Source organism: Synechococcus sp. PCC 6312 (assembly GCF_000316685.1).
In the GTDB taxonomy this organism is placed as follows: Bacteria; Cyanobacteriota; Cyanobacteriia; order Thermosynechococcales; family Thermosynechococcaceae; genus Pseudocalidococcus.
On sequence record NC_019680.1, the window covers coordinates 2690883 to 2707353 of the forward strand.

The 16471-nt window shown below is 46.2% G+C and carries 18 protein-coding genes and 1 tRNA gene; 7 read left to right on the forward strand and 12 right to left on the reverse strand.

Features of this window, described 5'->3' with window-relative positions; translation table 11 throughout:
• Nucleotides 1-209 precede the first annotated feature (209 nt).
• Nucleotides 210-944, forward strand: a complete 735-nt coding sequence (rppA, locus tag SYN6312_RS13095) for a two-component system response regulator RppA (RefSeq protein WP_015125360.1) — start codon at nucleotides 210-212, stop codon at nucleotides 942-944.
• On the opposite strand, the gene corA is transcribed toward rppA, so the two are convergent.
• Complete coding sequence (gene corA / locus SYN6312_RS13100) at nucleotides 920-2134, reverse strand: magnesium/cobalt transporter CorA (RefSeq protein WP_015125361.1); 1215 nt, start codon at nucleotides 2132-2134, stop codon at nucleotides 920-922. The genes rppA and corA overlap by 25 nt on opposite strands.
• Nucleotides 2135-2360: 226 nt before the next feature.
• Here corA and trxA point away from each other — a divergent pair, with 226 nt between their 5' ends.
• Nucleotides 2361-2678, forward strand: coding sequence for a thioredoxin (gene trxA / locus SYN6312_RS13105; RefSeq protein ID WP_015125362.1), 318 nt, complete (start codon nucleotides 2361-2363; stop codon nucleotides 2676-2678).
• Between the two features lie 41 nt (nucleotides 2679-2719).
• Here trxA and SYN6312_RS13110 read toward each other — a convergent pair whose 3' ends face one another.
• Both SYN6312_RS13110 and SYN6312_RS13115 read right to left on the reverse strand, forming a co-directional pair.
• The gene (locus SYN6312_RS13110) at nucleotides 2720-2995 is read right to left on the reverse strand and encodes a PqqD family protein (protein ID WP_015125363.1); all 276 of its coding nucleotides are present in this window, start codon (nucleotides 2993-2995) and stop codon (nucleotides 2720-2722) included.
• 32 nt (nucleotides 2996-3027) lie between these two features.
• Nucleotides 3028-5058, reverse strand: a complete 2031-nt coding sequence (locus SYN6312_RS13115; protein ID WP_015125364.1) for an asparagine synthase-related protein — start codon at nucleotides 5056-5058, stop codon at nucleotides 3028-3030.
• A gap of 120 nt (nucleotides 5059-5178) precedes the next feature.
• Here SYN6312_RS13115 and SYN6312_RS13120 point away from each other — a divergent pair, with 120 nt between their 5' ends.
• Nucleotides 5179-6183 carry a CHAD domain-containing protein gene (locus tag SYN6312_RS13120; protein WP_015125365.1) on the forward strand — a complete coding sequence of 335 codons (1005 nt, stop codon included), beginning with the start codon at nucleotides 5179-5181 and terminating at the stop codon, nucleotides 6181-6183.
• Here SYN6312_RS13120 and SYN6312_RS13125 read toward each other — a convergent pair.
• Both SYN6312_RS13125 and SYN6312_RS13130 read right to left on the reverse strand, forming a co-directional pair.
• A complete protein-coding gene (locus tag SYN6312_RS13125) occupies nucleotides 6151-6933 on the reverse strand; it encodes a YdcF family protein (protein WP_015125366.1) in 783 nt (260 codons plus the stop codon). The genes SYN6312_RS13120 and SYN6312_RS13125 overlap by 33 nt on opposite strands.
• Before the next feature lie 101 nt (nucleotides 6934-7034).
• Nucleotides 7035-7808 (reverse strand): fumarylacetoacetate hydrolase family protein, encoded by a 774-nt coding sequence (locus SYN6312_RS13130; RefSeq protein ID WP_015125367.1) that lies wholly within the window; start codon nucleotides 7806-7808, stop codon nucleotides 7035-7037.
• A gap of 148 nt (nucleotides 7809-7956) precedes the next feature.
• Here SYN6312_RS13130 and rpsF point away from each other — a divergent pair, with 148 nt between their 5' ends.
• The 3 genes from rpsF (at nucleotide 7957) to SYN6312_RS13145 (ending at nucleotide 9827) form a co-directional block, all read left to right on the forward strand.
• Nucleotides 7957-8268: a 30S ribosomal protein S6 gene (gene rpsF / locus SYN6312_RS13135; protein WP_015125368.1), complete on the forward strand. Its 312-nt coding sequence runs from the start codon at nucleotides 7957-7959 to the stop codon at nucleotides 8266-8268.
• 292 nt (nucleotides 8269-8560) lie between these two features.
• Nucleotides 8561-8634: transfer RNA gene (locus SYN6312_RS13140), tRNA-Arg, on the forward strand.
• Nucleotides 8635-8750: 116 nt separating this feature from the next.
• Complete coding sequence (locus tag SYN6312_RS13145; protein WP_015125369.1) at nucleotides 8751-9827, forward strand: hypothetical protein; 1077 nt, start codon at nucleotides 8751-8753, stop codon at nucleotides 9825-9827.
• On the opposite strand, the gene SYN6312_RS13150 is transcribed toward SYN6312_RS13145, so the two are convergent.
• Genes SYN6312_RS13150 through SYN6312_RS13165 form a run of 4 tightly spaced genes read right to left on the reverse strand, consistent with a single transcriptional unit; the run spans nucleotide 9828 to nucleotide 12027 of the window.
• Entirely contained in the window at nucleotides 9828-10058 is a 231-nt protein-coding gene (locus tag SYN6312_RS13150; protein WP_015125370.1) for a hypothetical protein, read from the reverse strand.
• Nucleotides 10051-10380, reverse strand: coding sequence for a hypothetical protein (locus SYN6312_RS13155; protein ID WP_156804797.1), 330 nt, complete (start codon nucleotides 10378-10380; stop codon nucleotides 10051-10053). Before SYN6312_RS13155 ends, SYN6312_RS13150 begins: the two co-directional genes overlap by 8 nt.
• A gap of 1 nt (nucleotide 10381) precedes the next feature.
• Nucleotides 10382-11773, reverse strand: coding sequence for a helix-turn-helix domain-containing protein (locus tag SYN6312_RS13160; protein WP_015125372.1), 1392 nt, complete (start codon nucleotides 11771-11773; stop codon nucleotides 10382-10384).
• Nucleotides 11764-12027, reverse strand: a complete 264-nt coding sequence (locus tag SYN6312_RS13165; protein ID WP_015125373.1) for a hypothetical protein — start codon at nucleotides 12025-12027, stop codon at nucleotides 11764-11766. The genes SYN6312_RS13160 and SYN6312_RS13165 overlap by 10 nt, the downstream gene beginning before the upstream one ends.
• A gap of 168 nt (nucleotides 12028-12195) precedes the next feature.
• Between SYN6312_RS13165 and SYN6312_RS13170 the strand changes: the two genes are divergently transcribed.
• Nucleotides 12196-12471 (forward strand): helix-turn-helix domain-containing protein, encoded by a 276-nt coding sequence (locus tag SYN6312_RS13170; RefSeq protein ID WP_015125374.1) that lies wholly within the window; start codon nucleotides 12196-12198, stop codon nucleotides 12469-12471.
• Nucleotides 12472-12791: 320 nt separating this feature from the next.
• On the opposite strand, the gene SYN6312_RS13175 is transcribed toward SYN6312_RS13170, so the two are convergent.
• From SYN6312_RS13175 to SYN6312_RS13185, 3 genes are read right to left on the reverse strand one after another with little or no spacing between them, the layout of a single operon-like run.
• Nucleotides 12792-13916, reverse strand: a complete 1125-nt coding sequence (locus tag SYN6312_RS13175; protein WP_015125376.1) for a helix-turn-helix domain-containing protein — start codon at nucleotides 13914-13916, stop codon at nucleotides 12792-12794.
• Between the two features lie 7 nt (nucleotides 13917-13923).
• On the reverse strand, nucleotides 13924-16011 hold the full coding sequence (locus SYN6312_RS18410; RefSeq protein WP_015125377.1) for a site-specific DNA-methyltransferase: 2088 nt from the start codon (nucleotides 16009-16011) through the stop codon (nucleotides 13924-13926).
• Nucleotides 16012-16013: 2 nt separating this feature from the next.
• Entirely contained in the window at nucleotides 16014-16469 is a 456-nt protein-coding gene (locus SYN6312_RS13185) for a UPF0158 family protein (RefSeq protein WP_015125378.1), read from the reverse strand.
• Nucleotides 16470-16471: the final 2 nt, after the last annotated feature.

Here is a 16471-nt window from a genome sequence, read left to right on the forward strand (position 1 = left end):
TTACTAGGTTGTTGTTACCTTTGGTAAATTCCCAGAAATTAACAATAGTTATAAATTGGGCACAGTTTAACTTCTGATCTAACCAGTGAAATCCAATCGCTAAAATTGCCCAATCCCGGCGAACTATAGTTGAGGTTTTTTACCTCCAGAGCAGCCCCCATGTCAAGATGAGATTATGCTCTTTATTGTTGATAGAGCTAACTAAGGCTGTGCGGATTTTATTTGCTGAAGATGAAGTTGAATTGGCCGAACCCTTGGGCCGGGTTTTGGGACAAGCGGGGTATGAGGTGGAATTGGTGCATGATGGAGCCGCAGCACTCAAAGTTCTATCTCAGCCAACCGTGAACGGGTATGACCTAGTTATTTTGGATTGGATGTTACCCCAGGTTTCTGGCCTGGAGATCTGTCAACATTTACGGAAGATGGGCAATCTCACCCCAGTCTTATTTTTAACCGCCCGAGATACGTTAGACGACCGAGTCCAAGGCCTAGATGCTGGAGCCGATGACTATTTAATTAAACCCTTTGAGCTACGGGAGTTGTTAGCGCGCGTCCGGGCTTTGTTGCGCCGACAGGGAGGCCTGGCCAATGTTAGCCAAATAACCGCAATTGGGGGCTTGGAATTGGATAGTGAGAATCGCTTGGCCTATCGCAATGGGCGAGTCATTACCTTGGCCGAAAAAGAAGCCCATCTGTTGACCTATTTTTTGGCTCACCCCCACCAAGTCCTTACCCATGATGACATTCGTAATTACCTTTGGCCGGGGAACCATCCACCGAGCAGTAATGTTTTAGCGGCCCAAATTCGCTTACTCCGGCGTAAAATTGAACGTCCCGGCGAAACAGCCCTGATTCATACGGTCTATGGGAAAGGCTATCGGTTTGGGGAACAACCAGAAGAACCCCTACCCGGCCTGGCTCAGTCCAATTCCACCTGGGATTGATCCTGAAACCAACCTTTGCGCCAAAAGAAATAGAATAAACTCCCGGCAATACTCAACATCACCGCCCAACAGGCCGGATAGCCCCAGCGCCAATTTAACTCCGGCATATTCCAAGGGGAAATTTCTGTATTGAAGTTCATCCCGTACACCCCAACAATAAACGTTAAGGGAATAAACACAGTCGAGATAATCGTTAGGAGCTTCATAATCTCATTCATTTTGTTGCTCACTGAAGACAGGTAAACATCCATCAAACTCGCCGCCAGTTCCCGATAGGTTTCCACCATATCCAAGACTTGAATGGCATGGTCATAGCAATCCCGTAAATAAATCCGCACCTCGGGACTAATTAGATCGTTACTATCTCGAATTAAGGCGTTGATGGCATCCCGCTGCGGCCAAATGGCTCGGCGGAGAGAGAGAAGTTCGCGGCGGACTTTATGGATTTCCTCCAGGGTCTGCCGGGTGGGATGGGTAACCACTTGGGTTTCTAATAGTTCAATTCGCTCGCCGTAGTCTTCTAAAACTGGAAAGAACCCGTCAATAATGGCATCAATTAAGCTATAGGCCAAATAATCTGCTCCATGTTGGCGAATTAGCCCCCGACTTGTTCGGATCCGTTGCCGTACCAGGCCAAAACAATCTCGATCGGGTTCTTCTTGCACGGTTAAGAGATAGTATTTGCCCAGAATGAAACTCACCTGTTCGGCATAAAACCCTTTTAAGTCTTCCTTGGGTGTGACCATGCGGGTAATCACTAAGACCTGATCCTGATGATCTTCCACCTTGGGACGTTGGGGAACGTTGACAACATCTTCTAAAACAATCGGGTGTAAACCAAACACTTGCCCAACCCGGCGCAAAATATCCTCATTTCCCAGGCCTTGGACATCAATCCAGGAGACAGATTCTCGGTCTAAATAGGGGGTAATTAATTCTGGTTGCTCCAGGTGTACCCGCTGGGCCTCGTCAGCGTTGTAGTCAATCAAAATAATATTTGGGGGGGGTGCATCTGCTTCAATACTCAGGGTGCCGGGCATTGCCCCCGGTTGATCAAAGAAATATTCAAAATAGGAGGATTCTTCTTGGGCCTCTGCCTCATGGGCCTGGGGGAGATGAGCCTCGCTGGCGGTTGGCCGGTGATGGAGTTCCGGGACAAGCTGCCCAAACCGTTGAAACAGATTTTTCACGATAAAGCCTTATAGATAGGGTCTCTGCTCCTGATCCTGAAGTGTCTAGCTCTTGCGGTCAAGGCTAAAATAATTTAGAGTAAGCGGCCGGGTTCTATCTCCTGATCCATCTCCAGGCCAATAAGCCTGACTCTGTAAAACCTGTGGGGATTATTTTGGCAGTTTCTATTGCCCCAAAGTCCTCTGTGTAGCAGGATAAACCTCAGTGCGTCCATTTAGGCATGCCATGACCACGAAACAAACCTTTGAAAACTTTGATGATCTGGTCGCCCAGGCCCAGGTTCCTTTGTTGGTAGATTTTTACGCGGATTGGTGCGGCCCCTGCCGAATGATTGCCAAGGTCTTAGAGCAGGTGAAACAGCAACTTAAGTCCCAAGTCCAAATTGTTAAGATTGACACCGAGCGATACCCGGAAATTGCCAGTCAGTTCCAAATCTATGCCTTACCCACTCTAATTTTGTTTCATCGGGGCCAACAAGTTGAACGGATTGAAGGCGTCCAGCCTCCAGAAGCCTTAATCGCCAAAGTCCAGGCCCTCAAGTAGGGTAATCTGATCCAGGAATTTGACTGGTGTCTCCGGCCCCACTATTCGGCTATTGTCACCAGGCCCTTGCTTGTAAAGTCCGCAAAAAGTGCATCTAAATCACTGATCAGCAATTCTGGGGAGACATCATATTCCTGGGCCACGGCCTCAATGATCCCAGCCCGATCGTGGTTCTCAGCAATCAATTCCCAACAGCGCTTACCCACATCTTTTAGGCCGTAATACACCCCCTGATTGAGATCTAGCAACACCAATTCGCCATCAATATCTTGATAGACAATATGGTCAGGAATTTGAAGCTTTAGGGATGAGGTCATAGGTCATGGAAGCTCGCAATGGTGAGCAATATTTATGTAAAGCTAGCCAGAAACAGCCCGCAACCCAGGCCCCGCAATAAAATTGTCCCGCAGTCTCCAGAGTTGGCTTGGGTAATCTCAGCCTGGATGGATGCCAATACTTGCTGCATTTTAGGTAAATCTAACATCTCTTGGGCCAGGGGAGATGCGCTTAACTGGTGCAAGGCGTTGGCAATTTCATCCTGATGATCCCGCACCCGAAAGGCAATATCAGCGGCCTGTAAACCTTTAGTCTGATTCAGGCGGACTTTGTCGGGAAGCACACCCACCATGGCCTGGCGAATTAAAGCCCGATTCAGATGCCGATCTCGATAGACCCAGGTGGGAATCCCTAAACAAAATTCAATCACCCGTTTATCCAGGGTCGGATCCCGAACCTCAACGCTGTAGGCGGCTCCCATTTCTTGCCAGAGGGTATTTGCTTTTTGGCTCGTATGTCGGATCAGGTCACGGCGTTCCGCTAACAAATCTGACTGTTGAAATGTAGGGTCGTGGCCGGATGCAGCCATTTTTTGATCAATCTGAAATGACCTTGCCCAGGCCGAGTTAATCGCAGAGTAATCTAGCCAGACTGGTTCAGAGGATGTTGGTGCGAGAGACTGAGGCCGCAAAAATTTGGGCAGGAATCGAATCAAGGTTTGCTGTGGGGATACACAGGCTCGCTGAACTTTGCTCCACAGGACATCCCAGTTCCCTTCTTTTACATGAGTCCGCCAAGAGGCAGGCAACCCGCCCCAAGAAATCGTGGCATTGCCCCCTTGTCCTGTTAAAACTGTTCCCAGGCCCATGTTCTGCACGGTTTGTAAGAGATCGATCATCCAAAAAAAGTTTGCCGCCGCATGACTGGGTTGATCATTGATCCAGAGCTTTTGTTCCAGGCTAGCCAGGGGCGTTATACCTTCACTTCTTAAATAGTGAACCGCCACATTGCCGATAAATTGCCGATTTGCTTCCACAAAGGGGGATTCATCACCAAACCGCCGCGGATGGGTAATGCCTTGAGTGTCATAGAGGGGCACATGGGTAAACACGGGTAAATTTTGATGCCGTTTTCGGAGTTGTTTTGCGGCTAAGGCACAGACCGAACCCGAATCCAGCCCCCCGCTCATGGTCGCGCCCACGGGTTTGAAACTGCGTAAATTGCTTGTCACGGCCTGGGTATAAACCTCTAAGAACGCATCCAAATAGGCCTGGGAGGAACTTAGTTCAAGGGGCTGAATATGGCCAATATCCCAATATCGCTGGATGTTTAGTTCAGCCTGGGTCAAGGTTAGAGTGTGGCCTGGGGGCAGATGGAAAATGTTTTCATAGCAGGTTTGCACCCCATCACTGGGCCAGGAGGTGAGCACATGGGCCACTTCTAATAAATTCGGTTGTCGAGAGACTTGAGGCAGGGCTAATATTCCTTTGAGGGAACTGGCAAAGGCAAAAAGCCCACCCTGTTGGGTGTAGTACAGTCCACCTGTGCCACAAGCATCGCGGGCAATCCAGAGTTTTTCTTGTTCAGGATGCCAAATGGCCACTGCCCAGGAACCAAGCAAGCGATCCACACAGGCCAGCCCCCATTTCTCATAGGCCTGGATAATCAACTCACTGTCGGGGGTCATTGCCTGTTCCGGTGGGGCAATGCTCAGGAGTTGGCAAAGTTCTGTCCGATTATCAATCCTGGCAGTGGCAGTGATGACCAGGCCCCCCGCGCTGACCCTAGGTAAGACTTCATAAACTGATTCTGGGGTGTTATGGCGTAAAAGATGCCCCAATCCAACCTGGTTTTCTGACCATAGTCCCGACCCATCTTGCCCCCAATAGGCCATGCTGGTTTGCATTCTACCTAGATATTCAGGGTTAAGGGGGGCCTGGTGATGGATGAGGCCAAAGATACTACTCATGGGCGTAATTTTAGGGCATGGGGCTGCATCGGCTGTAATAATCGGCGGTAATAAATGACTAAACGCAAGTAGGGACAAGCTCATCCAGATGCCGCAGAATATCCCATAAAGCTTGGAAAAGCCCAGAATAGTCATTAAAACGAACTTAAGGTAGTATTAAGGTGTCAAATCTAAGGCCAAACTCCAGCGTTTGTGATTCACTCTTCGACCCCAATACTACTGTTATGGGCTGCTTGAAGATTAGGTTCTAAGACTATGACGACTCTAAGCAATACCGCTTACCAGGCCCTACACCGACATTTGCGCAAAGTCAGTAAATTTGAACCGGGGGTGCTACGGGATCGGGACGTGGACGCGATCCATCAAATGCGGGTCGGATTGCGGCGTTTACGGACGGCCTTAGAAGTGTTTATTCCCTACCTGGTGTTACCGAAAACAATTACGGTGCGGCGGGTGAAGGATTTGTCTGGGGTACTCAGTCCAGTCCGAGACTTAGATGTGATGGCCGAGACCCTCAAAACCGATTACTACCCAGCTTTGCCCCAGGCCGAACAGAGCCAACTGAGTAAATTAATCAAAAAAATTAGTAAACAACGGGAAATTTTCCTAGACCGAGGGATTCAAATTTTACGGGGTGATCGCTATCAAAAATTGCAACTCGGTCTACAGGAGTGGCTGGCTCAACCCCAATATCAACCGACAGGAGAAATTTCCGTTAGCACCGTTGCCCCAGATTTACTCCTCCCCTTATTGTCCAGGGTACTGCTGCACCCGGCCTGGCAGATGGGCGTTCAATGGTTAACCCCCCAGGAACCGGTTCTCGTTGAAGTTGAACAACCTGGCGATCTACTCCAACGTGAGGGTGAACTCCTCCATGATCTGCGTAAACAAATTAAACGCCTCCGCTACCAAATGGAACTCTTTACCCCCCTCTACCCAGAAGCCTATGAATCCCAAGTCCAGGCCTGGGGCCAGTTACAAGACCTCCTTGGGGCGATGCATGATGGGGTTGTTTTGGGGCAATTTTTCCAGCGACAACTGGGCCTGGAACTGAGTCAGTCTTCCCCGGAGTTAGCCGCGTTGATCAACCAGCAACAACGGGAGCAGTGGCAGGCCTGGCGCAATGTTCAAGTCCATTATCTAACGGCCCCAATTCGCCAAGAACTTCGCCATTTGATTTTGCATCCTGTTCCGATCAATGGATTCCCAGGCTCTGACACCCTCACCTTAGAGCCAACCCCGCAGCCAGTAAACGCCTAAGCCAAAGTATTCCTTAAGCATGATGGTCGTTAAACGTAGTTGCTCAGCATCGGGGATTAGATAAAAAGGAATTGCGGCCAGGCCGGCTAAAACCGTTGTCCCATTCGAGCGATAGTCAGTCGGGGCGGGAACGACATCTAAGTTAAAGTGACGAAAAATACCTAAAGCGCGGGGCATATGCCAGGCCGAGGTGACTAACAATACAGGGCCGCTGATGGCTTGCTTCTGTAGTAATTCCTGGGTGAACTGGGCATTTTCATAGGTGGTGCGAGAGTTAGGTTCTAAGAGAATGGCGGTGATCGGGACTCCCCAGGCCTGGGCTATTTTAGCCATATCCGTAGCTTCGGATGCCCCTGGTGTGGAATCAACCCGTCCACCACTCAAAACCAGATAGGGGGCATAGCCTTCCCGCCAGAGTTTGGCCCCATAGAGAATCCGATCTCCAGCATCATTAACATCTAGCCAAGGACTCGGTGGAATTTGACCCCGGACTCCCCCACCTAAAACAATAATTGCGGCCACTTTAGGAAGTGGGTTTGGGGCAGGGTTTTGACGTTCTAAGGCCGCCGTTAAATTTTGAGCGACAACATAATTTCCCCCCAGAAATAACACCCCAAAACTAATAACCATGGCAACTGCGGCGATCCGAGGTTGTTTCCAGAGACAGCACATAGCCACAATCAAGCCCAGACAAGCCAGTCCTAGGGGGTAAATAAACAGGGGTAATAATTTTGAGATAAATAATTCCATTCAACAGCGATGGCAATCCTAATCAGTTTTGGGAACTAGAGCATTGATTCTGATTTGATTACGGCCTTGAATGATTCTTAACTCAGGTAGGACTGCGATATTCACGACCGGGCCACAACCGGATTTTCTAAGCTGCCAATCCCTTCCACTTCGACCCGGACTCGATCGCCTACTTGTAAGGGGCCAATCCCTTGGGGGGTTCCTGTGAGGATCACATCACCGGGCAGTAAAGTCATCACCCCACTGATAAAAGCAATCAACTCCCCTGGACTAAAAACCATTTGATTGATGGGTGCTGACTGTACGGGTTGGGGATTGTCATTGATAAAGGTTTGGAGGAGGGCATCGGGGTTAATCTGCGGCACAATCCAAGGGCCGAGGGGACAAAAGGTATCAAACCCTTTTGAGCGTGTCCACTGTTGCTCAGTCCGCTGTAAATCTCTCGCAGTGACATCATTAGCGACGGTATAACCCCAAATGTAATTTCCGGCTTCTTCTACGGACACAGAACTGGCTTTGCAACCAATCACGACGGCAAGTTCCCCTTCGTAATCCACACGAGTGAGTTGAGATGGATAGTAAATCGGTTGCTGGGGGGCCTGGAGGGCAGTGGGCGGCTTGAGGAAAATTAAGGGATAACTCGGAACTTCATTCCCCATCTCAGCGGCGTGTTTGGCATAGTTTCGGCCAATGGCAACAATTTTGGAAGGGCAACAGGGCGTTAAGAGTTCATAGTCATCACTGCCTAGGGTTTCTCCATTGGCCTGGCCACCCGCCCAGGGAGCCGCATCTAAAACTATGACCTCTCGATTGAGTTGTAAAAGACCATAGTGAATGCCAGCGGAGGATTGGACACGGACATATCGTTGAACCATAATTGCTCAGGGCCTGGGCCGAACTCAGTGATAGAATTATAAATCTGTGCATCCCGTTCATGGGAAAACCTTGCTGCTGAAAATCCATAATCTATCCTCAAGTAGATTTTTATCAGCGGCCGCTAGTCCAAAAGGAGACCAAACGATCATGATTCCCCAAACCTACGAAACCCTCTATATCATTCGCCCTGATCTTTCTGATGAGCAGTTGGAACAGGTCATTCTCCAATACCAAACTATTCTTCAAGAGCAGGGAGCCACTGAGGTTACCATCCAACACCGCGGAAAACGCCGCCTAGCCTATCCGATTAAAAAATTTCGGGAAGGGGTATATATCCAAATTGATTTCAAAGGGTCGGGAACAGCCGTCAGTGTCATGGAGCGGGCCATGCGCTTGAGTGAAGAAGTCATTCGCTTTTTAACGATTGCTGTAGAAGCAGAAGAAGCGGACGCAGCTTAAATTGACCCTGATCACCTGCGATCCACCAGCTATCTTGGGATTCTCGACTTCTCCTCGACTTAATCCAGCCTTTGCCTAAGTCATTCACTCTCAGGTAGTTGAGGATTCTTGGCCTGGTCTAAATCACCCATCTTGAGAATCTGAGGTCTTAGCTTTAACGCCTCAAGGGGCAGATCGCGTTACCCATTGGGGGTTAGGTAGGGGTGCGTCAATAGTCTGTTGCTGGCTCCATATCTAAGATTGTATGAGTCAGAGCAGTCTGTGTAACGCTATAGTAAGCAATAGAGAATGTGGGGCTGTAGCTCAGCAGGATAGAGCGAGCGCCTCCTAAGTGCTAGGCCGTGGGTTCGACTCCCACCAGTCCCGTCCCTTATAAATCAATGCTTTCAGCCCCTAGGCTTCTTTTTAGGGGCTTTGATCCGTTTTTATTAACTGTCATTTAGTGTCAAAATTAGGCATTAAACGTCAGCAAAAATCGGGAAATGTCACAAATTTCGGGCCAAATTTCGGGCCAAATTTCAGAGAGTGTTGCAGCAGTCAATCAAAGATTGCGAAACGCGGGGGTTAGGCTAACGTTGATAGTCCGGGGTAATACGTTATCGGTTCGGGGGACATTGCCATCAAAAGATGGTGTGGGTCAGAAGCGAGAGCGTCTTCGGTTAGGGTTGCCTGCGACTGAGTGGGGTGTGAAGCAAGCAGAGTTTCGTGCTTACCAGATTTGGTCAGAAATTGTTAAGGGTACTTTCAGGTGGGAGGTGAAGAAAGAAAAAGTAGAGACATTTGGGGAGGTGATTGAACGCTTCCGTAATTCTGCTTACAGAGATAAGACAGACCAGCAGTGGTTGGCTTTTTATAAGGCTGGACTTCAGTTGGTGCAGATGGATCAGCCGTTTCAGGTACGTCAAGTGGAGTTAGCGATTTCTGGGTGTCCAGATGGGAGTTGGTTGAGGTTCCGTTCAGTACAGACTTGGGTGAGGATACTGCGATTTCTCAAGGTGTCAGAGGATAGTATTGACAAAATTAAGAAGCTGAAGGGTAGCTACCAATATGGTTCAGTAGTCAAGCGATTGATTCCCACTGATGAGGAGATTAGTCAGGCCCGGCTTTTGCTTAAGAGTCCTGAATGGCAGAAAGTATTTGCATTGATGGCAATATATGGATTACGGGATCATGAGTGTTGGCATTGTCAAGTTGAATCAGAAGAACCGTATCGTTGTCGGGTATTAGTAGGCAAGACGGGAGAGCGGATGGTTTTACCACTACCGCCTCACTGGGTTGATTGGGAACCTTGGTTGCATGAATTACCCCGTGTTAAGTTTTCGGGAAATATGTCAGTGTATGCTGACCGGACGGCTCGTTATTTCAGAAATAATAAAGTTGGGTTTCCACCTTATAGCTTGCGCCATGCTTATGCTATTCGTGCCAGTGTGTCCTATGGTTTTCCTGTTTCGATGAGTGCAAAACTAATGGGTCATGGTGTCGAAGTTCACACTCGGATTTATCATGCTTGGTTGAGTGAAGCTCAATTACTCGAAACCTATAAACGGATGACGACTTAATTACTTCAAAATCTCTCGCTTAATGGCATCTATGTTAAGGGCGGCAAGTCCGCGACTAGAGTTAATATAGTGGACACCTTCGATCCATTTGAACTTCCATCCTGTGCGGATTTTCTGCTTAATTGTGTTTCGCCGCCATCCTTTTATTCCAAGCTCGGTTTCGAGGATTACTTTGGCTTTTTCAAGGCTGATGATTCTATCTCCTGCCTTGTATTTATTTCTACTAAACATTTTGTATTTCCTTGATCTGGATGCTCAGGCTATGGAGGTAGTCACGGCGGTCAATGGCTGTTATGGCTTGGTGGTGCTTCGGTGAATTTCTCATGCCGATATACTTGCGTTTCTTGCCATCAAAGATGGCTTGGTTGCTGCGGTAAAAGACTTGGAATAATCCTTTGCGGTTGTGGCACTTTGCGATTTCAATCCAGCAACCTTCTGGGGCAATATTCCCGGATTTCAGTACCTCGTTGTACTCTTTGTTCAGCCAGGTTAAGACTTCTTGCCTAACCTGTTCCTGTTCTATTTCTTGCTGTTGCTTAGAGGCGGTCATCATCTCAAGCATTATCTACGTCCCTCAGTTTTAGTAAAAGTGCAATCAAATCTTCGTCTGTCAATCGGTCAAATCTACCTTCACGGATGATGATGTTTTCAACCCAATCGTGATGCTCAACCATGTATTTCAGAGCATCTTTCTTTGTCCAATTCAAACGGATCAAATGAACGTTAATCTGAGCTTGAACATCGCTAACATCTATCGATTTTCCATCCTCGCTAAAGATATTGGTATTCATTTTCTTTTTTCGTTCTAATTCATTCTGGTTGCGTTTCTTTTCTTCGTCTAACCAGTCTTGAGCGCGGGCATTTAATGTCACAAAGTCGGAGGCTTTTTCGCGTCTGTCAATGTAGATGATTGCATCGCCACGGGTATGCTCTCCCCCCATCTTGTCCAGGGTCTTGCGAATGAACTCGACAAACCCAGGCTTGATGCCTCCTGTTCCAGGGCCATGTCGCCAGATCGGGAGCGTTTTTGTCTCAAAACGCTCCTCAAACTTGCGGTAATAGTCTGGACATCCAAACGTATTCAAAGCTGAGTTGGATGGGCTTGCTGGCGAAATATGCCCCGAATCCGGGCTTATTTGCTCCGGGGATTGATCGTTCTTTTCGGGGTGGGTGGGGGGTGCTTCCAACACGGCGACTGCTGAAACAGTCACGGTTTTTGGCTCCGGGCTTTCTTGGCGTTCCTCGCCCTCGCTCACGCACACACGCACGGACGCGCTCGCGGGAAATGCGTGTGCGTGTGTGTAGATTGGATCTTCTGGTATTAGATCTATATTTAATTCCTTGATATTTGTATTTTTTAGGTTAAGATTCGGTAAAGCTGCTTGAATTGCTTGCAGTGTAAGGCTTGCAGGGTTTTTAGCTTCGTTTTCGGCTTGATTTCCATTCGGTTCATCGGATTTCAGTGGTTCCGATGGTTCTTGCATTCTTGGGACAAAAGCTGCATCTGTAGGCCCGTTTTGTCCATGCTGTGCAAGATTCGGTACTTCGGCGACAGAACTTACACCTATATATATGTCCCGATTCTCTTGGCCATCGTGTGTGACATTTGGCCATCCTGGGACAAAAGCTGCATCACCGGGACAATTTCGGTCATCTTGTGCAAGATTTGTCCGTCTTGGGACAAAAGCTGCATTTTTGGGCCAGTTTTGGCCGTCTTCTGCAAGATGTGTGACAGGTTCAATGACTGGTTCTCTCCTGACCCGGATCAAGTTCAGCTTTTCCAGTTGCTTGATAATGCGGTTTACGTTTCGCTTCGAGGTCTGAGTGATCTTGATAATTTCTTGGGCATTGCTGCTTTTGAGCAAGTGGATTGTGATTAGCACCTGCAGTTGGCTCGCGTTCAGATGGTCTGACCACGCAGAAAATTGAGAGAGAGTTAGTTCCATTGGATTTCTTTTAAGTCTTGAACGGCAAGGGTGATTTCTTCGACTGATAGACCTGTTTCTTTGGCAATTTCCTTGATGCTTCTGTTCTTTTGTAGTTGTTTAGCAACAATTCGGAGAATAATTGCTTCCTCAATTACGTCTGAGACATAGTGCTGTTCGTCAGCCGCTATTAACTGAATGAGCCGCTTTACTTGCGGTGTCATCCGAATCGTGACGTTTTTTCTCTCTGTGCGGTCTTCAATAGTGACAATCATTTAAGTAGTTATGCTTGATTAATACATCAATCATACACTATCACATAATCATTTGCAGTGGTTTATTCCATGTCAAAATGAGGGTGTTGCTTCTGGTGTGTGGTCGTGGAGGACTTTGAAATCTTTAAGTCTCGTTTTTCTCTGATGGTTTCAGAGATGCGTGGGACTATGCCTCAGCGTGAGTTTTGTCTGTTGCTTGGGGTGAGTCAATCTGCGATTCAGATGTGGGAGTCAGGCGGTAGTCTGCCTTCCCTAGAGAATCTAGCGAGGGTCGCTGCTTTTAGAAATGAGACGACAGAAGCGTTGGTGGCCTACTTGTTCGCCCGGCCTTTAGAATCTCAGGCAGCAACTGTGATGGATCAGGTAGATCAAATGTCTATGCTGGAATTATCTGAGCTAACTAAAGCAATTTCCCATCGGATGTTGGCGTTACTCTCAAAGTGAGTCATCCTTCCATCCGCAATGCTCGCAATCCCAATGGATGCGTGGTTGCTCCGTTTCATGCAGTGGCATTTCACAGTTTGGGCATCGTCCCGTAAATAGGGGATGCCATTCCAGTAGCTCTAGTCGTTCTTCATAGCTTAATGCTGGTGGTTGGTAGATTAGCTCCCCGTTGTAGAAAGCGGCTCCTTCTGGTTGCCACTGTTCTTCTTGCGGACTTAATTCAAACTCAGGACATGGTTCTTGAGGTGGCCCGCTGGGGTGGATCGCACACATAAGGTAGTTAGAGTGGGCGTAGTTTAGGCACTTGAAACAATACTCATTCATCTGCCTATGAAGCTTCCGTTATGATCGTAGTTCGGTGATCTAGTGTATCCAGATGCTTGCCATAGGGTATCAAAGACTGGTTTTAATACTTCTTCAATAGATTTATGTTGATTTTCTAAAATCACTTCAGGGGTAACAATGATATTTCTATCAATTTCGCCTGTTGACCATCCATCATTCTTAAACCTTTTTCCTCTTACATTAACTAATGAGATACCAATCAGTATAGGTAACTCGACTTCCAGTTTATAAAGTAATGATAGATAGCCCTTTATTTCTTTGATAATATTTACTGAAACATCATGTATTAATTTTGGATACTGCCGAGAGTCAATACTTTCAAATGCTTCAATGACTCCATTACGAAAAAGTTGAGCATAGCTGACAGAATTTTCGTTACTAACGAAAGTCACTACTCCATCAAAGTTATATCTGCGATCCCATGAACTAACTCCAATTGGTATAGGCCGATTTTGCGGGTCAATATTCGCAATATCAATAAGAAAACCAGTTGAAAATGCCGATACAGGCATTACATGAACGACAATACCTGGGTGATTCTTTATAGGGATGCTCCCTTCATCCGCTATGATTTGCCCGACTCTATCTGCTCTGAAGTTTTTTATTTCTTTTCTTAGTGACTCAGATGCTAAAAATGCTGATCTCAATCCGATATAGTCAAATATTTCCTTGCCATTGCTATTTCGGGTATAAAACCTACTTGCATCTTTAATCATGTGTGGCGAATTCCAGCTTTTTGGTATTCGGATGATAAAGATATGTCCATCCTCATACTTTAAATGTTTACAGTCAATGAAGACTCTAGGCTCAATTCGATCTCGAACTATCCCTTCAATGGTTTGTATCATTTGATCAGGAATAATATCTTTTATTGGACTCAAGAAATATTTTCCTGTTTTCTTTTTGTCTAACTTTTCTTCTGCAACTCCGATTATGATGTTGCCGCCTGAAGCATTTGCAAAAGAGGACACATCAATAGCAAATTCTTTCTTGTCTCCAATTATTAGTTTATAGTCAAGTGTTTTCTTTTCAATGATATTATCTTCAATTAAATCTTGAATATCATCAATAGTGATGGAGTCTAAGGGTTTGTTAATCATCTTGAACCTACAAAATATTCGTTATCACACTTGCGTCATTGCCAAACACATCTACTAACCTCACTGCAATCGTTCGTTTTTTACTGGGTAATTCTGTACTTTGAGCTGTAGTAATCACGGTACTGGCTCGCTTACCATTACCCCGAATCGCTTGCCAGGTTGATCTGAATGTAATCCCGTCATAGTCCCAATCCACTGCCCAATAGTCGATCAGGGCGGCAAAGTTATCCTTAATGACTTTTCTGAGTTCAGCTTGTTGCTTTTCAGGGATGGGTAAGTTCATCAACACATACCGGTCAATGCTCAAACTGATGATCACCATGCCATTACCCGCATCTTGAACCTGGGGCTTACTGATTTTTACATAGGGTTTTTCGTGAAACGTAATTTTATCTCGAAGTCCATCTAAATCAGCCTCAGACTTGGCTTTCTTGAGGTAGTTATAGATTTCAGGTGGGATGGTAAGGGCTTTCACATTAACTTTAAGTGCTTGTTTCTTGATTCGGCTTTCGTATTCAGTGGAGTAGTTGTAGTCATAATCCCAAGCAAGGATGACCAGTGTTTTGTAGCCCGTTCCATCCAGAATTTCTGCATCCTGGGCCAGTTCGATGACTTTTCTGGCAGTCACAGGCCGATCTGGATACCCGACATAAACCAACTCCGTTGTCCCATCTTCTAATCGGCGAACACCTAAGTCAGTGCGGTCAGTGCGTGGATCGGCTCCATATAGCTTGAGCATGATCCGCTGCATTTCTCCAATCTTGGAGCCAGAGAGATAGATCATGTGCCGTTGGTAGTTGCCAATGTTCTCCATCAAGAATGGCTTTGCACCTTGCTCAACCATCCGGTTACGACTGACTTGCAGCCCAACTTTATCTAAGTTACAGCCAATCCAACGGCGGCCTAACCGTTCTGCTACTGCCATTGTTGTTCCGCTTCCGCAGAAGAAGTCGGCAACTAGATCACCTTCGTTAGACGAGGCTTTGATGATACGTTCTAGGAGTTTCTCCGGTTTTTTAGTTGGATAATCACTACCTCCCTTCATGCGTCCTGTATCTGTCCAAATGTCCTGTAGTAAAATTCCCTGATTTTCGTCTAAATATTTTTTTTGACATCTTGTTGATCCTTTCTGAAGGTCACGTAAATATAGCTCTCCTCTGGCTAAAGCAGATTCCATACCTTCATAGTCATACATCCATTCTCGATTAGCAGAAGGTTGAACACCTCGCCATTTAAATCTTTTAGACGAGCCTTTCCATGTAGCATTTTCTAATTTAAAGCGTCTTCCTTTTTTTAACTCATTCCCCTTATACGGAATAATTCCGCCATTTTCTAACTCCAATAATGAATACTCGGCTAATCCTGCTTCAGATAAATCTGTTCTAACAGCATCTGGATAATATGTAGGTTTTTCTTGTTTTCCGTACCAAAAAATTATATCGTGTATATTCCCAAATTTGTTTATAGCATCATTATGCGGATCAGTCCGTTGCCAAACAACTTCATTTTGAAAACATTTAATACCAAAGACTTCATCTAAAATTAGTTTTACATAGTGACCCACATTATTATCAAGATGTATAAAGATGCTACCTTTATCACTTAATAAACGTTTCATTAACTGTAATCTAGGATAAATCATATCCAAAAAAGAATCCATACCACCTTCCCAAGTATCTGTGTAAGCCAAGCGTTCTATAATACTTGCTTCTTTGGTGACTTGTTGACCTTCAATACTTAACTGAAAAGAATAATCAGCACTACTTAAAAATGGCGGATCAATGTAGATTAGATCAATTTTACCCGCATAACCCTGAGCCAAGAGAGCTTGCATAGCCAGAAGGTTATCGCCCCAAATCAAGCGATTCATCTTGCTTTTATCAATATCCTGAGTTCCGACTTGATTAAAAGGTAAATTACTTCCTGCTAAATTCAGCAAAGGCAAATCAAAAGAACCCTGTTCTTGCTTGGGGTTTGGAATGACGATCTCAGCGGTTTGAAACTCAATATCACGAGGGTTAGGCGCACGTTTGGGCTTCGTATCCCAGACCAATTTGGCAGAATCTTTACGGCGGCGTGATGGCTGGTCAGACATGGCTAAACCTCAACAGTGAATCCCTTTTCTTCAACCCATTCTTTGGCGTGTTTTAGCCGAGCTTCTTCTTCATACTTACGCCATCTTTCAAACTCAGAACCGACTTCCATAAGTACAGCTTCAAACTTTGAGAATGGTCTTGCCTGAGATAAGGCGTGTAACAAATCGGACTTAAGTTTTGGATACTCAACGGTGTGGGTGAAATCGAGCATATTTTGATACGCCCTTTTTGAACCTAAGTTAGGAATGGACACAAAATGAAGATCGAAAAATTCTTCTGCTTCTTCTTGTTCCTCAATCGTGCCAACTGGTGCATCAGGGTCGTCAATTGCATAGTCTTTACCGCTGATGCTGACGTGACCAGTTCTTTTGAATATTGAGCCGATGGCTCCATCAATTTCACTGGAGTTGAGAATAGTGCTAATGAGTTCCAAATCTTCTTTTTTAATGGTTGCCATAG

What these genes read in the sequence shown, in the direction of transcription:
- trxA (WP_015125362.1), top strand. Translation starts at nt 2,361, where the DNA reads ATGACCACGAAACAAACCTTTGAAAACTTTGATGATCTGGTCGCCCAG.
- SYN6312_RS13110 (WP_015125363.1), bottom strand. Translation starts at nt 2,995, where the DNA reads ATGACCTCATCCCTAAAGCTTCAAATTCCTGACCATATTGTCTATCAA.
- SYN6312_RS13115 (WP_015125364.1), bottom strand. Translation starts at nt 5,058, where the DNA reads ATGACTATTCTGGGCTTTTCCAAGCTTTATGGGATATTCTGCGGCATC.
- SYN6312_RS13120 (WP_015125365.1), top strand. Translation starts at nt 5,179, where the DNA reads ATGACGACTCTAAGCAATACCGCTTACCAGGCCCTACACCGACATTTG.
- SYN6312_RS13125 (WP_015125366.1), bottom strand. Translation starts at nt 6,933, where the DNA reads ATGGAATTATTTATCTCAAAATTATTACCCCTGTTTATTTACCCCCTA.
- SYN6312_RS13130 (WP_015125367.1), bottom strand. Translation starts at nt 7,808, where the DNA reads ATGGTTCAACGATATGTCCGTGTCCAATCCTCCGCTGGCATTCACTAT.
- rpsF (WP_015125368.1), top strand. Translation starts at nt 7,957, where the DNA reads ATGATTCCCCAAACCTACGAAACCCTCTATATCATTCGCCCTGATCTT.
- SYN6312_RS13145 (WP_015125369.1), top strand. Translation starts at nt 8,751, where the DNA reads ATGTCACAAATTTCGGGCCAAATTTCGGGCCAAATTTCAGAGAGTGTT.
- SYN6312_RS13150 (WP_015125370.1), bottom strand. Translation starts at nt 10,058, where the DNA reads ATGTTTAGTAGAAATAAATACAAGGCAGGAGATAGAATCATCAGCCTT.
- SYN6312_RS13155 (WP_156804797.1), bottom strand. Translation starts at nt 10,380, where the DNA reads ATGATGACCGCCTCTAAGCAACAGCAAGAAATAGAACAGGAACAGGTT.
- SYN6312_RS13160 (WP_015125372.1), bottom strand. Translation starts at nt 11,773, where the DNA reads ATGGAACTAACTCTCTCTCAATTTTCTGCGTGGTCAGACCATCTGAAC.
- SYN6312_RS13165 (WP_015125373.1), bottom strand. Translation starts at nt 12,027, where the DNA reads ATGATTGTCACTATTGAAGACCGCACAGAGAGAAAAAACGTCACGATT.
- SYN6312_RS13170 (WP_015125374.1), top strand. Translation starts at nt 12,196, where the DNA reads ATGCCTCAGCGTGAGTTTTGTCTGTTGCTTGGGGTGAGTCAATCTGCG.
- SYN6312_RS13175 (WP_015125376.1), bottom strand. Translation starts at nt 13,916, where the DNA reads ATGATTAACAAACCCTTAGACTCCATCACTATTGATGATATTCAAGAT.
- SYN6312_RS18410 (WP_015125377.1), bottom strand. Translation starts at nt 16,011, where the DNA reads ATGTCTGACCAGCCATCACGCCGCCGTAAAGATTCTGCCAAATTGGTC.
- SYN6312_RS13185 (WP_015125378.1), bottom strand. Translation starts at nt 16,469, where the DNA reads ATGGCAACCATTAAAAAAGAAGATTTGGAACTCATTAGCACTATTCTC.